This window comes from Rhodanobacter sp. Col0626, from assembly GCF_049994385.1.
Classification (GTDB): domain Bacteria; phylum Pseudomonadota; class Gammaproteobacteria; order Xanthomonadales; family Rhodanobacteraceae; genus Rhodanobacter.
In genome coordinates this window covers 4,114,654-4,131,566 of the sequence record NZ_CP188260.1, presented here as the reverse complement: position 1 = coordinate 4,131,566, position 16,913 = coordinate 4,114,654, and the positions used below count along the sequence as shown (strand labels likewise).

Sequence of the window (16,913 nt, the reverse complement as noted above, 5' to 3'; positions counted from 1 at the left end):
AGAAGCGTCAAGCGCGCTCCAGATCTCGAATCCCGAATCCCCAACAAACATTCAAGTTACCAGGTGGAGTTATCCAAATGAGCCAGGGCAAAGTTGTTCAGATCATCGGCGCGGTTGTCGACGTGGAGTTTCCGCGTGACCAGGTTCCGCAGGTGTATGACGCACTGAAAATCGACGGCACCGAGATCACGCTGGAAGTGCAGCAGCAGCTCGGCGACGGCATCGTGCGCACCATCGCGCTCGGTTCCACCGAAGGCCTGAAGCGCGGTCTCGAGGCGCGCAACACCGGCGAAGGCATCAAGGTGCCGGTCGGCAAGCAGACGCTCGGCCGCATCATGGACGTGCTCGGCAACCCGATCGACGAAGCCGGCCCGATCGGCGAGCAGGATCAGTGGGTGATCCATCGCGAGGCACCGAGCTACGACGAGCAGGCCGCGGCCAGCGACCTGCTGGAAACCGGCATCAAGGTCATCGACCTGGTCTGCCCGTTCGCCAAGGGCGGCAAGGTCGGCCTGTTCGGCGGCGCCGGCGTCGGCAAGACCGTCAACATGATGGAACTGATCAACAACATCGCCAAGGCGCACGAAGGCCTGTCGGTGTTCGCCGGCGTGGGTGAGCGTACCCGCGAGGGCAACGACTTCTACCATGAGATGAAAGATTCCAACGTGCTCGACAAGGTCGCGATGGTCTACGGCCAGATGAACGAGCCGCCGGGCAACCGCCTGCGCGTGGCGTTGACCGGCCTGACCATGGCCGAGTATTTCCGCGACGAGAAGGACGAGACCGGCAAGGGCCGCGACGTGCTGTTCTTCGTCGACAACATCTACCGCTACACGCTGGCCGGTACCGAAGTGTCCGCGTTGCTCGGTCGCATGCCGTCGGCGGTGGGTTACCAGCCGACACTGGCCGAGGAAATGGGCGTGCTGCAGGAGCGCATCACCTCGACCAAGACCGGCTCGATCACCTCGATCCAGGCCGTGTACGTGCCCGCGGATGACTACACCGATCCATCCCCGGCCACCACCTTCGTGCATCTGGACTCGACCGTGGCGCTGTCGCGCGACATCGCCAGCCTGGGTATCTATCCGGCCGTCGATCCGCTGGCTTCGACCAGCCGCCAGCTCGATCCGCTGGTGATCGGCCAGGAGCACTACGACGTCGCCCGCCGCGTGCAGGGTACGTTGCAGCGCTACAAGGAACTGAAGGACATCATCGCGATCCTCGGCATGGACGAGTTGAGCGAGGAAGACAAGCAGTCGGTGACGCGCGCACGCAAGATCGAGCGCTTCTTCTCGCAGCCGTTCCACGTGGCCGAAGTGTTCACCGGCTCGCCGGGCAAGTACGTGCCGCTGAAGGAAACCATCCGCGGCTTCAAGATGATCGTCGACGGCGACGTGGATCACCTGCCGGAGCAGGCGTTCTACATGGTCGGCACGATCGAAGATGCGATCAAGAAGGCCGAGGAAATGGGCGCCAAGAAGGCGGCGTAAGCCGCCGCCTTCCGGGATTCGGGAAACGGGATTCGCAGAGCAGCGCACCGCGCTTTTGACGAACCCCGAATCTCAAATCTCGTTCGACTTACCGAGCGTAGCGAGAGAAAACCATGGACCACACCATTCGCGTCGACATCGTCAGTGCCGAAGCCGAGATTTTCTCCGGTGACGCGACGATGGTCGTTGCCACCGGCGAGCTGGGCGAGCTGGGCATCACGCCCCGTCACGCGCCGCTGATCACGCGCCTCAAGCCGGGCCACGTCGACGTCGTGCTGGCCAATGGCGAGCGGCAGCAGTTCTGGGTTTCCGGCGGCATCCTCGAAGTGCAGCCACAAGTTGTCACCGTGCTGGCCGACACTGCCGCGCGTGCCAGCGATCTGGACGAGGCTTCCGCGCAGCTCGCCAAGAAGGAAGCCGAGGACGCGCTGGCCAATCGCACCGACGCCGTGGAACTTGCCGAAGCCCAGGCCAAGCTGGTCGAGGCGATGACACAGCTGCAGGCGCTGGAGCGTTTGCGCAAGAACCTCAAGCATTGATCATGTAGCTTCGCGAAAGAGTATTGAACGCCGGCCTTGTGCCGGCGTTTTTGCATCGGCACGATGGGGTCCGTACTTACCAGGAAAGGTATCGATGACTGTCCGGATGATCGTCTTGCGGCACGCGTGCGCCGGCGTGGTGCTGATGCTGGCCGGTTGCGCCGCGTCACGCCCCGCGCCGATGCCGTCGCCGCCAGCTACCGGTGACGCCTCGTGGCGGGAAGTGGTGCCGCCCGGCACCGTGCGCTATCAACTGGCCATGGGCGAGGTGTCCAGTGGCGGCACGCCGTTCCAGCGCGCGACGCCGGTTTATCCGCCCGAGTTGCTTGTCCGTTGCCCGCCTTCCCAGGAGGTGCCCGCCCTGCTGGTCGTCGACAAAAAGGGCGCGGTCGCGGAAGTTCGCGTGATGAACGAGGCGCAGGCGACGGCAAGCCGGCATGCCTTCATCGCCGCAGTGCGCGCGGCGGCGCTGCAGTGGCAGTTCAATCCGCTGCTGGTCAATCACTGGGCCAGCGATGCCGACGGCAACAGCCACGTGGTGGACAGCGAGACCAAACCGTTCAGCCTGACCTACGAGTTCCGCTTCGAATGCCACGCCGGCAAGGCGAGCGTGACCGCGGGCGGGCCCTGAGGCCGGGCTGTGCCATCGTCCGTTCAGAACGGGCTGTTATTCTTTTTCGCTCACGACGCGTCAAGGCGATCTCCATGAACCATGCATCACTCCACGTCATCGTGCTCGCGGCAGGCGCTGGCACGCGCATGAAATCAAACCGGGCGAAAGTACTGATGCCGCTGGCCGGACGTCCCCTGCTCGCCCACGTGGTGAACTCCGCGCGCGCGCTGCAGCCGGTGGCCGTCCATGTCGTCTACGGCCATTGTGGCGAGCAGGTGCAGGCCAGTTTCGCCGACCAGCCCGATCTGCGCTGGGTGTTGCAGGCGGAGCGGCTCGGCACCGGCCATGCGGTGGAACAGGCGCTGGCCGGTATCCCCGATGGTGTGCGCGTGCTGGTGCTCTACGGCGACGTGCCGTTGACGCGGGTGGAGACGCTGCAGCAGCTGGTGGCGGCGGAAGGCGGTTTCAGCCTGCTCACCACCCGGCTCACCGATCCGCACGGCTACGGCCGCGTGTTGTGCGATGGCAATGGCCACGTGCGTGCCGTGGTCGAAGAAAAGGATGCCGATGACACCCAGCGTGTGGTGAACCTGGTCAACACCGGCATCCTGGTCGCCGATGCGCAGGCGCTGCGCGGCTGGATCGACCGGCTCGATCGCAACAACGCGCAGGGCGAGTATTACCTCACCGACATCTTCGCCATGGCGGCGCAGGAAAGCCGCGCGGCGCTGAGCGTCGAATGCGCCGATCCGATCGAAGCCGCCGGCGCGAACAACCCGCTGCAACTGGCCGGGCTGGAAGCGGCGTATCGCCAGCGTGCGGCGCTGGCGCTGCTGTCCGACGGCGTGCGATTGGCCGACCCCTCGCGCATCGACGTGCGCGGCACCGTCGCGGCCGGCCGCGACGTGGATCTGGATATCGACGTGATCCTCGAAGGTGACGTGGTGCTCGGCGACGACGTGCGTATCGGCGCATTCACCCGCCTGAAGGACGTGCGACTGGCCGCCGGTACCATGGTGCTCTCGCATTGCGACCTGGATGGCGTCACCACGCACGGCCCATGCACGATCGGTCCGTTCGCGCGACTGCGCCCCGGCACCGAACTGGATGGCGGCGTGCACGTGGGCAATTTCGTCGAAACCAAGAAGACTCGCATCGGCGAAGGCAGCAAGGCCAACCACCTTACCTACCTGGGCGATACCGACATCGGCCGCGGCGTCAACGTCGGTGCCGGCACCATCACCTGCAACTACGACGGCGTGAACAAAAGCCATACCCGCATCGGCGACGGCGCCTTCATCGGTTCGAACTGTTCACTGGTCGCGCCGGTGACGATCGGCGCGCAGGCCACCATCGGCGCCGGTTCGGTGATTACACACGACGCGCCCGACGGCGAGCTTACCGTGGCGCGTGGGCGCCAGCAGACCTTGCATGGCTGGCATCGGCCGGTGAAGCGGGAGTCGTAAACCGGAGAGCCAAGGAACGGACCGGGGCACAGTAAGAAAAAGCCGCGATGCTCCGGCTGTTCCGGTTCCTCAGACGTAACGCCAGCCGTCGATCTCTACCAGCAACTCGCTGCGGCAGATATCGCCATGCAAGAGCAGTACCGGTACGCCGGGCAGGCGACTTTGCACGAACTCGCGCACGCGTGCGGCATCGGTAGCGTGGCGCACGTAGGCCTTCAAGGGCGAATGGGTGTTGAAGCCGGCCGCCATGCCGGCGTTGGACAGCAAGGCTTCCAGGTTGGTCAGCGTTTCGCCGAGCTGCGCGTCCAGATCGTCCTGATGTGCCGAGGCGTGGCCGACCACCGCGGCGGTACCGGAGATCGCCAGCGCATCGCGTGCCGGCAGCACCATGGCGCGGGCGAAGCTGGGTGGCGTGCGGCCGTATTGGCGTGGATAGCGCCAGGCGCTGACCTGTCGCGGGTTTTCCACCCGCTCGCCGGGCTGGTCGCAGGCCAGCAGGTAGACCTGCAGCCGATGTTCGTCGCCGTGATGGCCGATCGCGGTGGCGGCAGGGAAACCTTCGACGAAGAAATCGCCCATGCCGATGGCGCGACCGCTGCAGAAATGCTTGTAACGCTCGGCATCGCCTTCGCCGTGGTTGATCGCGCCGAGGTAGTTCCAGATGCGCAGCACATGTTGCATGTCGCGGGCCGTCACGAAGCGATGCAGCTGTTCGTAGGCGAGCCGGGCGGTGGCGCTGGGGCCGCCGTGTTCACGTTCATCCAGATCGATCGCCGCGAACAGCCAGCCGCCACCGGTCGACCAGTGCAATGCGCCGTCGACACCGCAATGCACCGGCGCGTCGACCTGCCAGACCTCCAGGGGTACGGGCGCGTCGAAACCCTCCAGCGCCACGCGCAAGTACCGCGGATCGTCGGCAGCCGGGCTGCCGGCACCAAAGCCGAACACCGCCAGCGTGCCGGCTTCCTCGAGCACGCTGGCGGTGTCGCCGATGCGATAGGACACCCGCGGCGCACGGCGCAGCAGCGGGTCAATCTGGGGGTTTTCACATCCCTGAATCATTGTGCGCAACCGGGAACGACAAGGGCGCTATGTTACACTCCGCGCCCACTGCCACCGGGGGGAGGCAATGAATCAAGAGTACGGAATCGAGCATGGCAGAACAGACAGCGGCGCAGCACGAATTGGCCACCTTGGTCGTGACATGCCTGAACCTCGAAACCGTCACCCCGGAACAGATCGACCCCGACGCGCCGTTGTTCGGCGGCGACCTGGGCCTGGATTCGATCGATGCACTGGAAATCGCGCTGGCCGTGTCCAAGCGCTACGGTTTCCAACTGCGCTCGGACAATCCGGACAACCGGCAGATCTTCACCAGCCTGCGCACCCTGTCCGCGCATGTCGAGCAGAGCCGCGTCGGCTGAAGCCGGCGGCCTGGCCCCGGCGCCACGGTCCCGTCCTGTCCTCACGCAGCCTTCCGCTGTCGGTGGCAGGCTCACGGCTTCGGCGCAGTCGACGCGGGATCCGGCATGATCTCCCCTTCACCTGAAAACGCGTCGCGGCATGGCGTGCTGCTGCTGTTGGCGGCCTATCCGCTACTGGCGATGGCTGGCGCGATCACGCACCGGCAGGTTTTCGCCTTGCTGGCGCTGGCCGTGCTGCTGACTGTGCTGATGCTGCCACGCCTGCGCACGCGCCGCGCCATGCCATGGTTCGCCTGGTTGGCCACGCTGGCCGCCTTGCTCGGAGCAGGGCAGTGCGGATTTGCCACCCTATTGCTGGAAGCGGTGCCGCTGCTGATCAATGCCGCGTTGGCGTTCGCATTTGGCCACACCCTGGTTGCCGGTGAACCGCTGGTGGCGCGCTTCATCATCGCGATCGAAGGCACGGCCCGGCTGCAGCAGCCGGGCGTGGCCCGCTATGCCCGCCAGGTTACCGGATTCTGGACGGTGCTGCTGGGCGCGCAAGCCGCCGTGCTGGCCGTGCTGTTGCTGTGCGCCGATCGCACCGGCCTGCTGAATCGCTTCGGGATGGCTTCGCCGTTGCCGGTACCTGAAAACTGGGCTGCCGCCTGGCTGCATCTGGGATGCTACGCCGTGCTCGGCGCCGCGTTCTTGCTGGAATACGGTTACCGTCGCTGGCGGCTGCGCCATCTGAGTCACCCCGGTCTGCGCGACATGCTGAAGCAGCTCGCCCTGCACTGGCCACAGTTGCGGCGTGGCAAGGGAGTGGCGATGCCATGAGTGAAGTCGGTTTCAACCAGACGTTTAGCCTCGCCTCGCAGCATCCGGTCCTGCCCGGCCATTTCCCGGGTCGGCCGCTGGTGCCGGGTGTCATTCTGCTGGAGCAGGTGGCGCTGGCCCTGCGCGCATGGCGCGACCAGCGTCTGGCGCGCGTGCTGGAGGCGAAATTCGTGGCGCCGTTGCTGCCGGAGCAGACCGCGCGACTGCACTTGGCCGAGGCAACCCCGGACGGGCGGCGGATCCGTTTCGAGATCCGGCGCGACGACGTGCTGCTGGCACGCGGCGTGGTCGAGGGAGCCGCATGAGCACAAACGAACACTGGCAGAGCCGCCCCGAGGGCGGCGGACGTTTCGCGATGGGGCTGATCCTGGCTATCGCGCTGCACGGTGGACGCCGTTTGGGTCGGCTGTGCCTGTATCCGATCACGCTGTATTTCTACCTGCGCCGCGGACCCGAGCGACTGGCCTCCAGACAATATCTGCAAAGAGTATTCGGTCGCCCGGCCACGGTGTGGCAGGTGTTCAAGCACTTTCACTGTTACGCCGCCACGTGCCTGGACCGGATCTTCCTGTTGGCCCACGGCGAAAAATCCTTCCAGATCGAGACGCAGGGCCTGGACCTGCTTGACCAGCGCGTGGCCGAAGGCCGTGGTGTGCTGCTGTTCGGCTCGCACCAGGGCAGTTTCGAGGCATTGCGCGCGATCGGTGCGCGCCGCCCGGACTTGCCGCTGCGGGTGGTGCTGGACAAGCAGAAGACCCCCGCGATGACCGAATTGCTCGAAGCGCTGGCGCCGGATGTGGGCGCCAGCGTGATCGACGCAGCCAGGGACGGAACCTCGATCGCACTGGCGATGGCCGAGGCCTGCAGCGAAGGCGCCGTGGTGGCGATGCTGGCCGATCGCGGGCGCGGCCACGAGGTGTTGCGGCATGCCGAACTGCTCGGTTCGCCGGCACCGTTTCCGGTCAGTCCGTGGCTGCTCGCGCATACCCTGCGGGTACCGGTGGTACTGTGCTTCGGCCTGTACCTGGGGGGCAACCGTTACCGCCTGATCTTCGAGCCGCTGAGCGATCGGGTCGAGATTCCGCGCCACCAACGCGGCCCCGCCCTGGACGCGCTGATCAGCCGTTATGCGCAGCGGGTGGAACACTACATTCACGTGGCTCCCTACAACTGGTTCAATTTCTATGATTTCTGGCAAGACACGCCTGCTGTTGCCGAGCCTGGCCCTGCTGCTGTCGGTGAGCGCCTCGGCATCTGAGCCGGCGGCATCGTCGTCGGCGCAAACCCTGATTGCCGCACTGGGTCATCCCGCACCGGCGCACACCGCATTCGCCGAGGCGCGTTTCATGCAGGTGCTGGATCGGCCGTTGGTGGTGTCCGGTGAATTGTCCTGGCTCGGTGGCGACAAGCTGCAACGTCGCGTCGACAAGCCGCAACCCGAAACGGCGACCATCGCCGATGGCGAAGTTACCCAGGAACGTGCCGGCAAGCGTCCGCGTCATTTCTCGCTGAAGCGCGCGCCGCAGTTGCAGGTGTTGCTGGACAGTTTCGTGGCATTGCTCAGCGGAGATACCGGCCGCTTGCAGCAGGCATTCGACATCAAGCAGACCGGCGACATCACCGGCGCGTGGACGCTGACCCTGACGCCGCTCGACGCGCGCGTGGCCAAGACCATCGCCAGCATCACCGTCGAAGGCAACGCAAAGGAGTCGCGCTGCATGCACATGCAGGAAGCCGATGGCGACCTGACCGTCGACCTGCTCGGTCCGCTGGCTGCCAGGATGCCAACGGAACCCACGCGCGACACGCTGCAGGCCTTGTGCCGGGACACGCACTGAACATGCGTGGACGCGCTCGAGGGACCTTGCTGATCGTGTGGTTGCTGGCCCTGGCCGGGCTCGGCTGGATGGTCAGCCAGCGACTGAAGATCAGCACCGATCTGCGCAGCTTCATGCCGGCACCGACCACGCCCGATCAACGCCTGCTGATGGAGCAGGTCGGTGATGGGCCGGGTTCGCGCCTGCTGTTGCTGTCGATCAGCGGAAAGTCGGACCAACAGCTGGCGGCGCTCAGCCAGGGGCTCGTCACGGCGTTGAAAAACGACAGGCATTACAGCCAGATCATCAACGGCAACTTCGACCTGGGCGCGCTGGACCCCAGCCTGTTGCCGTACCGTTACCTGCTGTCGCCGACGCTGGACACGCAGCCGCTGGACGAAGCGTACCTGGCCGACCAGCTGCAGCAACGGCTGGACGACCTGTCCTCGCCCGCGGCCAGCCTGCTGAAGGGTTTGCTGCCGCGCGATCCCACGCTGGAGATGCTGAAACTGGCCGAATTGTGGGCGCCAGCGAAATCGCCCGAAGTGCGCGAGGGCGTGTGGTTCTCGCCGCAGGGCGAAGCGTTGTTGCTGGTGCAGACGGTGGCGGCCGGCTTCGACCCGGGCGCCCAACAGCAGGCGATCGACGGCATCCAGCACGCCTTCCACGCGCTGCCGGGCAGTGCCGGCGCGAAACTCGAACTGAGCGGGCCGGGTTATTTCAGCGTGGTGGTCGGTGCGCAGACGCGGCATCAGGCGGACTGGATCGGGCGCATTTCCACCGTCGGGTTCATCGCATTGCTGCTGCTGGCCTACCGCAGCTTCAGCTCGCTGCTGCTGTCGGCGCTGCCGATCGCCAGCGCCGGGCTGGCCGGTATCGCCGCATTGACCATCGCATTTTCCGAAGTGCACGGCATCACCCTGGCGTTCGGCTTCACCCTGCTGGGTGTGGCGCAGGAGTACCCGATCCGCGTGCTCAGCCACCGCCGCGCCGGCGAGGATGCGGTGCAGAGCGTGCGCGCGTTGTGGCCTCTACTTTTGACCGCGATCACGTCGGCATGCATTGCGTATCTGGCCTTCTATGCGTCCGGTGTGAACGGGCTGAAACAGCTGGCGGTGTTCACCATCGTCGGCCTGCTGGTGGCCGGGTTCACGACGCGCTACCTGTTGCCGCATTTGCTGCCACGGCGCGTGCGCGACGTGGCCGACATGCGCTGGCTGAAGCGCGCGCGCGAGCTCGTCGACCGCCTGCCGCGACCGCGCTGGATTCCTCTGCTGGTCGCCGCAGCGATCGTGTTGATGCTGGCGCTTGCCCCGGGCTCGTTCTGGCAGAACAACCTCGCCGCCCTGACGCCGCTGCCGCAGGACATGCTGGTGCACGATGCACGTTTGCGGCAGGCGCTCGGCGCGCCGGACGTGCGCTATCTGCTGGTGCTTCAGGCACCGACCGAGCAGGGCGTACTGGCCTTGTCGGAAAAACTGCAATCGCAGGTCGACACTTTGGTGGCGAAGCACGCCGTCGATGCGCTGGACCTGCCATCGCGCTATCTGCCGACAGTGGCCGTGCAGCTGGCGCGGCAACAGAAGTTGCCGGACCGGACAACGCTGCAGCACGCGCTGGACGAAGCGCTGCAAGGCCTGCCTTTCCGCGCCGACCTGTTCCAGCCGTTCGTCGATGACGTCGCCACCGCGCGCCAGCTGCCGCCGTTGACGCCAACGCGTTACGCGCAGACGCCGCTGGGCCAGCGGCTTGCCGCGACGCTGGTGCAGCGCGACGGGCATTGGCTCGGCCTGGGCACCGTCAGCGGCGTGCACGATGTCACCGCCTTGCAGGCGCTGGGTGAAAACTCGAACGGCATGGTGCGTCTGCTCGACCTGAAGGCCGCCTCCGAATCGCTGGTGGTCGACTACCGCACGCGCATCCTGCAGGCCTTGCTGGCGGCTGCGATCCTTCTGGTGCTGACCATCAGCTTCGCGCTACGCAGCGTGCGGCGCGCCTGGCACGTGCTGGCGCCGATGACACTGGCCACGTTCCTGGTACTGGCGGTGGAGCGGGTCATCGGCATCGAGATCTCGTTGTTCCACCTGGTGGCGTTGATCCTCGCCGGCGGACTCGGCCTGCATTACGCGCTGTTCTTCGAACGCGATACGGGGGATCCGGCCGAGCAGCGGCGAACCCTGCACGCGACCATCGTGTGCGTGCTGTCTGCCTTGCTGGTGTTCGGCATGCTGGCATGGGCCACCATTCCGGTGCTGCGCGCGATCGGACTCACCGTGAGCCTGGGCGTGGCGTTCCATTTCTGCCTGTCGATCCTGATGGCGCCGCATGCTTGCGAAGACTGACTGGGCCCATCTGATCCCGCACGCAGGCACGATGTGCCTGCTCGATGCGGTGCAGGCATGGGATGAGCGCACGATCCACGCGACCAGCGAAGGGCATGCACGAGCGGACAACCCGCTGCGTACTTCGTCGGGTCTGCATGCGGTGCACCTGGCCGAATACGGCGCGCAAGCCATGGCCGTGCACGGCGCCTTGCTGGCGCGCGCACGCGGCATCGAGACACCTCGCCCCGGCATGCTGGTCAGCCTGCGCGACGTGCAGTTGTGCGTGGAATACGTCGACCACCTCGATGGTCACCTGGACGTGCATGCCGAATGCATCTACGCCGATGACGGTGGCGCCCAGTACACATTTCGTGTCGAGCACCGAAGCATCCTGCTGGCCAGTGGACGCGCCGCGGTCATCCATCCGGCCACTGTGCCCTGACGATGGGTTGAACACGCGCGCAGTTCAGGTGTCGCCGCGCCGCGATGGTCGGCGGCGCGACCGCGTCAGGGCGTGACGAACAGTGCAGGTTGCCCCGGTTCGACCAGCAGATCTTCGTGTCCCTCGCGCAGTGATTCGCCGCCATCGAAAACGGCGCGCTCGACGATGCTCGCGGCCAGGCCCCGCAGCAGCTGCACGTTTTCACGCAGACGCGCGCGAACGCCTGCGTCGTCGAGGGTGTCGTGCATGGCCACGTTCAATGCGGTGAACCAGGGCAGCTCGCGCTGGTCGAGCATCACCGGCTGGTTGGTTGGCGGCGAGAACGGATGCCAGTCGCGAAACAGCTGCTGCATGCGCTCGTTGAGCTGTTGTGCGTACGCCAGCTCCGTTCCCAGATCGGCGAACAGTGCGGCGTCGCCGAGCCGCTGCTGGAATACCAGCTGGCACAGCACGCCCCAGTAGAACGCGTGGTCCCAGATGATCTTGGTCGCCATCACCCGCACGTTGCCGAACAGTGGGTACTGACCGCGGAAGATCGCCAGCATGCTGTCGTAGAACGACTGGTACAGCCTTTCGTAGAGCCGCACGTGCGGGGCCAGCGGCGTACCGGCGCGATCATGTCCGATCAGCTGGCAGATGAAGGTATTGGCGATGCCGATGAAATCACTGCCCGGCGAATAGAACGGATCGAGGAAGGCGCCCGCCTCGCCGGTCAACGCCCAGCGGTCCGCACTGAAGACCTTGCTGCAACCGTGGGAATAGTTCTTGAGGAAGCGGAAATCCAGCAGTTTGTCACGCCGTTTCGCCACCTCGCGCGCCACCGCCGGCTGATGTTCTTCAAGCCAGGCCAGTGCCCGTTCGAAATCGTTGAAAGTGTTCAGCGGATGCATGGCGGCATCGGCCACGATGCCCACCGAGTGTGCGCCCGACGCCAGCGGTATCAGCCAGACCCAGTAGCCGGCACCGCACAGGTGGTTGGTGGAACGCCAGCGCTCCGGTGGCTTGCAGCGCGCGCGCCAGACCGGATCGTCGATCCAGTCGTCCAGCTGCAGTCGCTCGTCGATGCGGAACCACGCGGCGTTGACGCGATGGCCGTTGTCGACGGTCAGGTCGAGGCGGCGACGTACCAGGCCGGCGCGGCCGGAGGCGTCGACCAGCCAGCGCGCATCGAGCTCGAAGTCACCCTCCGGGCTACTGCAGCGCACGCGGTGCTGCGCGTCGCCCTTGCCGAGATCGAAGCCGCGCACGCGGGTGCCTTCGCGCAAGTCGATACCGCGCCGATGCGCTTCCGCACCCAGGAAATTCTCGAAGATGCCGCGATCGAGCTGGTAGCTCGGCGCCGGGAATACCTCACTCACGCCGAGCTCGGTGACCTGATCGATGTCGCTGCGGCCATCGGAAAAAAAGTAGCGCAGGCCGAACTTCAGGATGTGCTCGCGCTTCAGGTAGTCGCGCAGGCCGAGCACTTCGCCGAAATAATGGGCGCCCACGTCCACCGTCGACTCGCCGACCTTGTGGGCTGCTGCCGGCAGTGGATGGGTACCGCGCTCCAGCACCACGATGTCGAGGTCGGGATAGGCGTCGTGCAGTTGCAGCGCCAGGGTGAGTCCGGCCAGGCCGCCGCCGAGGATGACGACGTCGTGCATCGATCCGCTGGCGGCCTCCGGCGCGTTCACGGTGGCATGGTCGGTGACGGTCACCGTGCCGCGACCGTTGCCGACGATGATCGGTGCGCCGCGTCCGCGGCGATGGCTGGCCACAGTCTTTCCATGATGCGTTTTCCGTCCGGTGGCAGGGGCAAGGATGATGCGGCCGACGCCGCGTACCAAGCCGAAAGGGTCCGGGCATGGATCGTCATCATAACGTGCGGTGTGCCGCATCGCCGGTGTCAGGTCGGCTGGCGTCGGTACCCGCGGTGGATACGTGATTCATCACGGGTCGGGTCGGCGCGCGATGGCCGCTTCCGCGCGGTGAGCAGGATCACCATCAACTGCAAAAGCAGCAGTGCCTGGCCCATGACGTCAGTCTGCCGCGCTGCTGATGACAACCGGTGTGGCGCGCGAACGTCGGTAGCTGGCCATGATGTCGCCGTAGTGGAATACCCTGCCAATGGTATAGAAGGTGATGCGGGTGACATCGCGTACCGGCCTGAAATGGCTGGGCCGGAAGCTGCCGTGATAGCGCGAGGCGATCGGCACCGAGACCACGCCGAGGCGCTTCTCGCGCGAGGCGGCGATCAGGATGGCCGCCTCGAACACGAAGTTCTCCGCCGGCAGGTCGACCAGGTCCAGCGCCGCGCGCGGATACCAGCGTTGGCCACTTTGCGTATCGGCGATGGGTTGCGCGCACGCACAGGAAATACCCCAGTCGGCAACGGCGTTGGCGCGGCGGCGACCCTTCGGCTGCTGATCGCGTTCAAGCAGGCGCGCGCCGATGACGATGTGCCCGGGATGCCGCGCGGCCGCAGCCATGATGCGCGGGATGTCGCTGGCCTGATGCTGGCCATCGCCGTCCATCGTCAGGACCGCGTCGTAGCCTTGTCGCAAGGCTTCGTGGAAACCGCGGCGAAGCGCCGCGCCCTTGCCGCGCCGTTCCTGGCGCAGCAGGGTGACCGGCAACATGGCGACGATCTCCGCTGTGCGGTCGTCCGAGCCGTCGTCGACCACGATCACCGGTACGCCCAGTGCCAGTACGGATTCGATCACCGACTGGATCGCTGCTTCCTCGTCGAGGCAGGGAATCAGCACGCACCAGCGCCCGGCGATGGGGTTCAAGCGACGTGCTCCACGTCGACCTGCAACCCCAGCGTCGCGGCGGCGGCCAGCCAGCAGCGACCGTCTTTCTTGCCGGCCAGCAACGCCAGCAGCGGCAGTCCGGCGGTCGAAGGACTGGTACCGCGCCAGCTGGCCAGCGGTTCGGCCAGCGGTGTATCGGTGCCGTCCACGGTCAGTGTCAGCGCCAGGGTCGCCAGCGTCGACGCGCCGTTGTGCGGCGCCAGCACCAGCGCGCTGCCGAAGGGCTGGGTGCAGCCGGTGAGTTCGCCCAGCGGACCGCTGCCCGCGATGTCGCTGCACACCAGCAGCACCGGGCGCTGATCGGTCACGGCCTGGCTGGCGGCTTCCAGCAGGCCGGCACCGAAGCTGGCGGCTTGGGCGCATATCGCGGTGGATGGCGCATGGCAATCGGTGGCGATGGTCCAGTAACCGACGGCGGCGTTGTGTACCGAATTGTGGAAACGGGTTGGCGACAGTTCGGTCGGCGCTTGCGCCAAGGTGGCACACATGTAATCGGTGATCGACTGATCGCCATGTGACGACGCGAACACGCAGGCCAGCGCGGCTGCTTCGCGGCCACTCATCGCCACGGCCTGCCCGGCCAGCTCGATCGCCAGCAGCACGCTTTCCGGCGCGCGCCGGCGTTCGTTCGCCGGCAGGATGGCGGCGGTGGGTCGCCCGACCGGTGCCGCCGGCACGGTGCCGGCCAACACCTCCTGCAAGGCGGCGAAGCTGGCCAGTTGCGGCGACCACAGACCGACACCTTCGACGTGGACGCGCAACGCCGTCATGCGGTGAATCCCGCGCGGGCGAACGCAAGGCAGGCGTTGTTGCCACCGAACCCGAACGAGTTGCTGAGCGCCACGTCGATGCGTTGCTGCTCGTTGTGCCAGGCGAATTGCGCGCCGCAGTCCGGGTCGGGCGTGCTGCCACCCAGGTTGCCGGGCACCAGGCCATGCTCGATCGCCTGCAGGGCGATGGTCGCCTCGACGATACCTGCCGCGCCCAGGGTGTGGCCGGTGAAACCCTTGGTGGAACTGGCCCGCGTCGTGGCCGGAAAGGCACGCCCGACCAGCGCCGCTTCCACTTCGTCGTTCTTCTGGCTGGCGGTGCCGTGCAGGTTGATGTAACCGACCTGGCCCGCATCGAGACCGGCGCGGGCCAGCGCGTCGTTCAACGCCAGCTCGGCACCGAGGCCGTCCGGGTGCGGCGTGGACATGTGGTGGGCGTCGCTGGCTTCGCCGTAGCCCAGCAATTGCGGCGCATCGGAGGCGACGTCGGTGCGTTCCAGCAGCGCGAAACCGGCCGCCTCACCGATCGAGATGCCGCTGCGGGTGGCATCGAACGGCCGGCATGGCTCCGTGGACACCAGCTCCAGCGCGTTGAAGCCGAACAGCACGCTGTCGCACAGCGTATCGACGCCGCCGACCACCGCCGCGTCGACCAGCCCGAGCCGGATCAAACGTTCTGCGCTGGCGAACACCTTGGCGCTGGAGGAGCAGGCGGTGGAGATCGTCAGGCAGGGGCCGTCGAGCTCGAGCGCGGCTGCCACGAAGGCCGCCAGCGAGTGCGGTCCGTGGATGGCCGGGCGTCGCATGTCCTGGGCAAAACCGCCATCGGGATCGAGTCGGCGATACGCCTCCTCGGTGGCACCGATGCTGGAGGTGGAGGTACCCAGCAGCAGCGCGATGCGTCCGGCACCGTAGCGACGGCGTGCGGCGTTTACCTGATCGAGGAACCCGTCCTGGTTCAGGCCCAGCCAGGCCAGTCGGTTGTTGCGGCAATCCCACGCCTCGAGGGCAGCGGGCAGGGCGCTGGTTTCCACGCCATCGACGCGACCGATCCAGCAGGCCAGCGGCGTCGTGCTGATGTCGTTCAGGCGCAGTCCACTGCGCGCGTGACGCAAGGCATCGAGCTGCGCCGTGAGGCCGCTGCCCATGGCGGACGTGGCGGTATACGCGGTGACCGCGAGAGGTGTCATCAAAGTGGGCATCAGGAAAGCCTAGCGGTCACCCCTTGGCTTGCCTAGCCTGCGGCCGGGCTTTCAGAACGGGGGCAGGGGTATCGTGGCCAGCCGCGCATGAAGGCACCGCGAATGGCCCGCAAGCGGGCCGGGCGAGCTGTCGCGTGCAGCTTCCGCCGCTGTCGGCGAATCCGTGCGCGCGACGAAACCCTGCGCCATCCGGGCGCGCGGGCGTTGATATCGCTCGCGCGACGACGCGTCGCAGCGGCGGGTGGGATCGCTCTTGTTAAGCTCGTCCCATTGAATCGACGAGTCAGACGATGAGCCAGCAAGCCGACACTGCCGAAACCTTCCTGCGCGGGTTGCAGGACCGCATCTGTGCAGCCATCGAACAGGTCGACGGTACGGCACGGTTCGAGGAGGATGCCTGGCAGCGCGCAGCCGGTGGCGGTGGGCGCACCCGTGTGCTTCGCAACGGCGCGGTGTTCGAGCAGGCCGGGGTGAATTTCTCGCGCGTATCCGGACACCAGTTGCCGCCCAGCGCCACCGTGCATCGACCGGAACTGGCCGGCGGCAGCTTCATCGCCACCGGCGTGTCGCTGGTGCTGCATCCGAACAATCCGCATGTGCCGACCGCCCATGCCAATGTGCGCTATTTCGAGGCCAGCAAGGAAGGCGCGGAACCGGTGTGGTGGTTCGGCGGCGGTTTCGACCTTACCCCGTTCTACCCAGTGGAGGAAGACGTTCGGCATTGGCACACGGTGGCACGCGATCTGTGCGTGCCTTACGGTATGGATGTCTATTCGCGTTACAAGAAATGGTGCGACGAGTACTTCTACCTGAAGCACCGCGACGAGACCCGCGGCGTCGGCGGACTGTTCTACGACGACCTGAACGAAGGTGGCTTCGAACACTGCTTCGCCTTTACCCAGGCGGTGGGGCAGGGCTTTCTCGACGCCTACCTGCCCATCGTCGGACGCCGCAAGGACACGCCGTACGGCGAGCGCGAACGCGAGTTCCAGATGTATCGGCGCGGCCGCTACGTGGAGTTCAACCTGGTCTACGATCGGGGCACGCTGTTCGGCCTGCAGTCCGGTGGCCGCACCGAATCGATCCTGATGAGCCTGCCGCCGCGGGTGCGTTTCGAATATGCGTATGCACCCGAGGCCGGTTCCGCCGAAGCGAAGCTGGCCGAGTACCTCAAACCGCGCGACTGGCTATAGGTCAACGCCTGTGGGAGCG

General features: G+C 66.4%; 17 protein-coding genes. 12 read left to right on the top strand and 5 right to left on the bottom strand.

Features of this window, described 5'->3' with window-relative positions:
- The first annotated feature begins 77 nt into the window (after window positions 1–77).
- The 4 genes from atpD (at window position 78) to glmU (ending at window position 4,108) form a co-directional block, all read left to right on the top strand.
- Window positions 78–1,490 carry a F0F1 ATP synthase subunit beta gene (gene atpD, locus ACPPVV_RS18215; RefSeq protein ID WP_426701275.1) on the top strand — a complete coding sequence of 471 codons (1,413 nt, stop codon included), beginning with the start codon at window positions 78–80 and terminating at the stop codon, window positions 1,488–1,490.
- 113 nt (window positions 1,491–1,603) lie between these two features.
- Entirely contained in the window at window positions 1,604–2,029 is a 426-nt protein-coding gene (locus ACPPVV_RS18210; RefSeq protein WP_426701274.1) for a F0F1 ATP synthase subunit epsilon, read from the top strand.
- A 94-nt stretch (window positions 2,030–2,123) separates the two neighbouring features.
- Window positions 2,124–2,660, top strand: coding sequence for a hypothetical protein (locus ACPPVV_RS18205; protein WP_426701273.1), 537 nt, complete (start codon window positions 2,124–2,126; stop codon window positions 2,658–2,660).
- A 74-nt stretch (window positions 2,661–2,734) separates the two neighbouring features.
- Window positions 2,735–4,108, top strand: coding sequence for a bifunctional UDP-N-acetylglucosamine diphosphorylase/glucosamine-1-phosphate N-acetyltransferase GlmU (gene glmU, locus ACPPVV_RS18200; RefSeq protein ID WP_426701272.1), 1,374 nt, complete (start codon window positions 2,735–2,737; stop codon window positions 4,106–4,108).
- A 69-nt stretch (window positions 4,109–4,177) separates the two neighbouring features.
- Here the strand turns inward: glmU and ACPPVV_RS18195 are convergent, their stop codons facing one another.
- Window positions 4,178–5,170, bottom strand: coding sequence for a pteridine-dependent deoxygenase (locus tag ACPPVV_RS18195; RefSeq protein WP_426701271.1), 993 nt, complete (start codon window positions 5,168–5,170; stop codon window positions 4,178–4,180).
- Window positions 5,171–5,262: 92 nt separating this feature from the next.
- Here ACPPVV_RS18195 and ACPPVV_RS18190 point away from each other — a divergent pair, with 92 nt between their 5' ends.
- The 7 genes from ACPPVV_RS18190 to ACPPVV_RS18160 all read left to right on the top strand — a co-directional run bounded on the left by ACPPVV_RS18190 (window position 5,263) and on the right by ACPPVV_RS18160 (window position 10,934).
- The gene (locus ACPPVV_RS18190) at window positions 5,263–5,532 is read left to right on the top strand and encodes a phosphopantetheine-binding protein (protein WP_426701270.1); all 270 of its coding nucleotides are present in this window, start codon (window positions 5,263–5,265) and stop codon (window positions 5,530–5,532) included.
- A gap of 105 nt (window positions 5,533–5,637) precedes the next feature.
- On the top strand, window positions 5,638–6,351 hold the full coding sequence (locus ACPPVV_RS18185) for a xanthomonadin biosynthesis protein (RefSeq protein WP_426701269.1): 714 nt from the start codon (window positions 5,638–5,640) through the stop codon (window positions 6,349–6,351).
- The gene (locus tag ACPPVV_RS18180; RefSeq protein ID WP_426701268.1) at window positions 6,348–6,656 is read left to right on the top strand and encodes a hydroxymyristoyl-ACP dehydratase; all 309 of its coding nucleotides are present in this window, start codon (window positions 6,348–6,350) and stop codon (window positions 6,654–6,656) included. The genes ACPPVV_RS18185 and ACPPVV_RS18180 overlap by 4 nt, the downstream gene beginning before the upstream one ends.
- Window positions 6,653–7,609, top strand: a complete 957-nt coding sequence (locus ACPPVV_RS18175; protein WP_426701267.1) for an acyltransferase — start codon at window positions 6,653–6,655, stop codon at window positions 7,607–7,609. Before ACPPVV_RS18180 ends, ACPPVV_RS18175 begins: the two co-directional genes overlap by 4 nt.
- Window positions 7,536–8,189, top strand: coding sequence for a LolA-related protein (locus tag ACPPVV_RS18170; protein ID WP_426701266.1), 654 nt, complete (start codon window positions 7,536–7,538; stop codon window positions 8,187–8,189). The genes ACPPVV_RS18175 and ACPPVV_RS18170 overlap by 74 nt, the downstream gene beginning before the upstream one ends.
- A gap of 2 nt (window positions 8,190–8,191) precedes the next feature.
- Window positions 8,192–10,510: an MMPL family transporter gene (locus tag ACPPVV_RS18165; RefSeq protein ID WP_426701265.1), complete on the top strand. Its 2,319-nt coding sequence runs from the start codon at window positions 8,192–8,194 to the stop codon at window positions 10,508–10,510.
- Window positions 10,494–10,934 carry a phosphotransferase gene (locus ACPPVV_RS18160; protein ID WP_426701264.1) on the top strand — a complete coding sequence of 147 codons (441 nt, stop codon included), beginning with the start codon at window positions 10,494–10,496 and terminating at the stop codon, window positions 10,932–10,934. The genes ACPPVV_RS18165 and ACPPVV_RS18160 overlap by 17 nt, the downstream gene beginning before the upstream one ends.
- A 65-nt stretch (window positions 10,935–10,999) precedes the next feature.
- Here the strand turns inward: ACPPVV_RS18160 and ACPPVV_RS18155 are convergent, their stop codons facing one another.
- The 4 genes from ACPPVV_RS18155 to ACPPVV_RS18140 all read right to left on the bottom strand — a co-directional run bounded on the left by ACPPVV_RS18155 (window position 11,000) and on the right by ACPPVV_RS18140 (window position 15,689).
- Window positions 11,000–12,694 carry an NAD(P)/FAD-dependent oxidoreductase gene (locus ACPPVV_RS18155; protein WP_426701263.1) on the bottom strand — a complete coding sequence of 565 codons (1,695 nt, stop codon included), beginning with the start codon at window positions 12,692–12,694 and terminating at the stop codon, window positions 11,000–11,002.
- 261 nt (window positions 12,695–12,955) lie between these two features.
- Window positions 12,956–13,708 (bottom strand): glycosyltransferase family 2 protein, encoded by a 753-nt coding sequence (locus ACPPVV_RS18150; protein WP_426701262.1) that lies wholly within the window; start codon window positions 13,706–13,708, stop codon window positions 12,956–12,958.
- Complete coding sequence (locus tag ACPPVV_RS18145) at window positions 13,705–14,499, bottom strand: beta-ketoacyl synthase chain length factor (RefSeq protein WP_426701261.1); 795 nt, start codon at window positions 14,497–14,499, stop codon at window positions 13,705–13,707. The genes ACPPVV_RS18150 and ACPPVV_RS18145 overlap by 4 nt, the downstream gene beginning before the upstream one ends.
- Entirely contained in the window at window positions 14,496–15,689 is a 1,194-nt protein-coding gene (locus ACPPVV_RS18140; RefSeq protein WP_426703274.1) for a beta-ketoacyl-[acyl-carrier-protein] synthase family protein, read from the bottom strand. The genes ACPPVV_RS18145 and ACPPVV_RS18140 overlap by 4 nt, the downstream gene beginning before the upstream one ends.
- 302 nt (window positions 15,690–15,991) lie before the next feature.
- Between ACPPVV_RS18140 and hemF the strand changes: the two genes are divergently transcribed.
- A complete protein-coding gene (gene hemF / locus ACPPVV_RS18135) occupies window positions 15,992–16,894 on the top strand; it encodes an oxygen-dependent coproporphyrinogen oxidase (RefSeq protein WP_426701260.1) in 903 nt (300 codons plus the stop codon).
- Window positions 16,895–16,913: the final 19 nt, after the last annotated feature.

Bases quoted from the DNA above. Each gene is read 5' to 3' on its own strand.
- atpD (WP_426701275.1), top strand. From the start codon at position 78: ATGAGCCAGGGCAAAGTTGTTCAGATCATCGGCGCGGTTGTCGACGTG.
- ACPPVV_RS18210 (WP_426701274.1), top strand. From the start codon at position 1,604: ATGGACCACACCATTCGCGTCGACATCGTCAGTGCCGAAGCCGAGATT.
- ACPPVV_RS18205 (WP_426701273.1), top strand. From the start codon at position 2,124: ATGACTGTCCGGATGATCGTCTTGCGGCACGCGTGCGCCGGCGTGGTG.
- glmU (WP_426701272.1), top strand. From the start codon at position 2,735: ATGAACCATGCATCACTCCACGTCATCGTGCTCGCGGCAGGCGCTGGC.
- ACPPVV_RS18195 (WP_426701271.1), bottom strand. From the start codon at position 5,170: ATGATTCAGGGATGTGAAAACCCCCAGATTGACCCGCTGCTGCGCCGT.
- ACPPVV_RS18190 (WP_426701270.1), top strand. From the start codon at position 5,263: ATGGCAGAACAGACAGCGGCGCAGCACGAATTGGCCACCTTGGTCGTG.
- ACPPVV_RS18185 (WP_426701269.1), top strand. From the start codon at position 5,638: ATGATCTCCCCTTCACCTGAAAACGCGTCGCGGCATGGCGTGCTGCTG.
- ACPPVV_RS18180 (WP_426701268.1), top strand. From the start codon at position 6,348: ATGAGTGAAGTCGGTTTCAACCAGACGTTTAGCCTCGCCTCGCAGCAT.
- ACPPVV_RS18175 (WP_426701267.1), top strand. From the start codon at position 6,653: ATGAGCACAAACGAACACTGGCAGAGCCGCCCCGAGGGCGGCGGACGT.
- ACPPVV_RS18170 (WP_426701266.1), top strand. From the start codon at position 7,536: ATGATTTCTGGCAAGACACGCCTGCTGTTGCCGAGCCTGGCCCTGCTG.
- ACPPVV_RS18165 (WP_426701265.1), top strand. From the start codon at position 8,192: ATGCGTGGACGCGCTCGAGGGACCTTGCTGATCGTGTGGTTGCTGGCC.
- ACPPVV_RS18160 (WP_426701264.1), top strand. From the start codon at position 10,494: ATGCTTGCGAAGACTGACTGGGCCCATCTGATCCCGCACGCAGGCACG.
- ACPPVV_RS18145 (WP_426701261.1), bottom strand. From the start codon at position 14,499: ATGACGGCGTTGCGCGTCCACGTCGAAGGTGTCGGTCTGTGGTCGCCG.
- ACPPVV_RS18140 (WP_426703274.1), bottom strand. From the start codon at position 15,689: ATGACACCTCTCGCGGTCACCGCGTATACCGCCACGTCCGCCATGGGC.
- hemF (WP_426701260.1), top strand. From the start codon at position 15,992: ATGAGCCAGCAAGCCGACACTGCCGAAACCTTCCTGCGCGGGTTGCAG.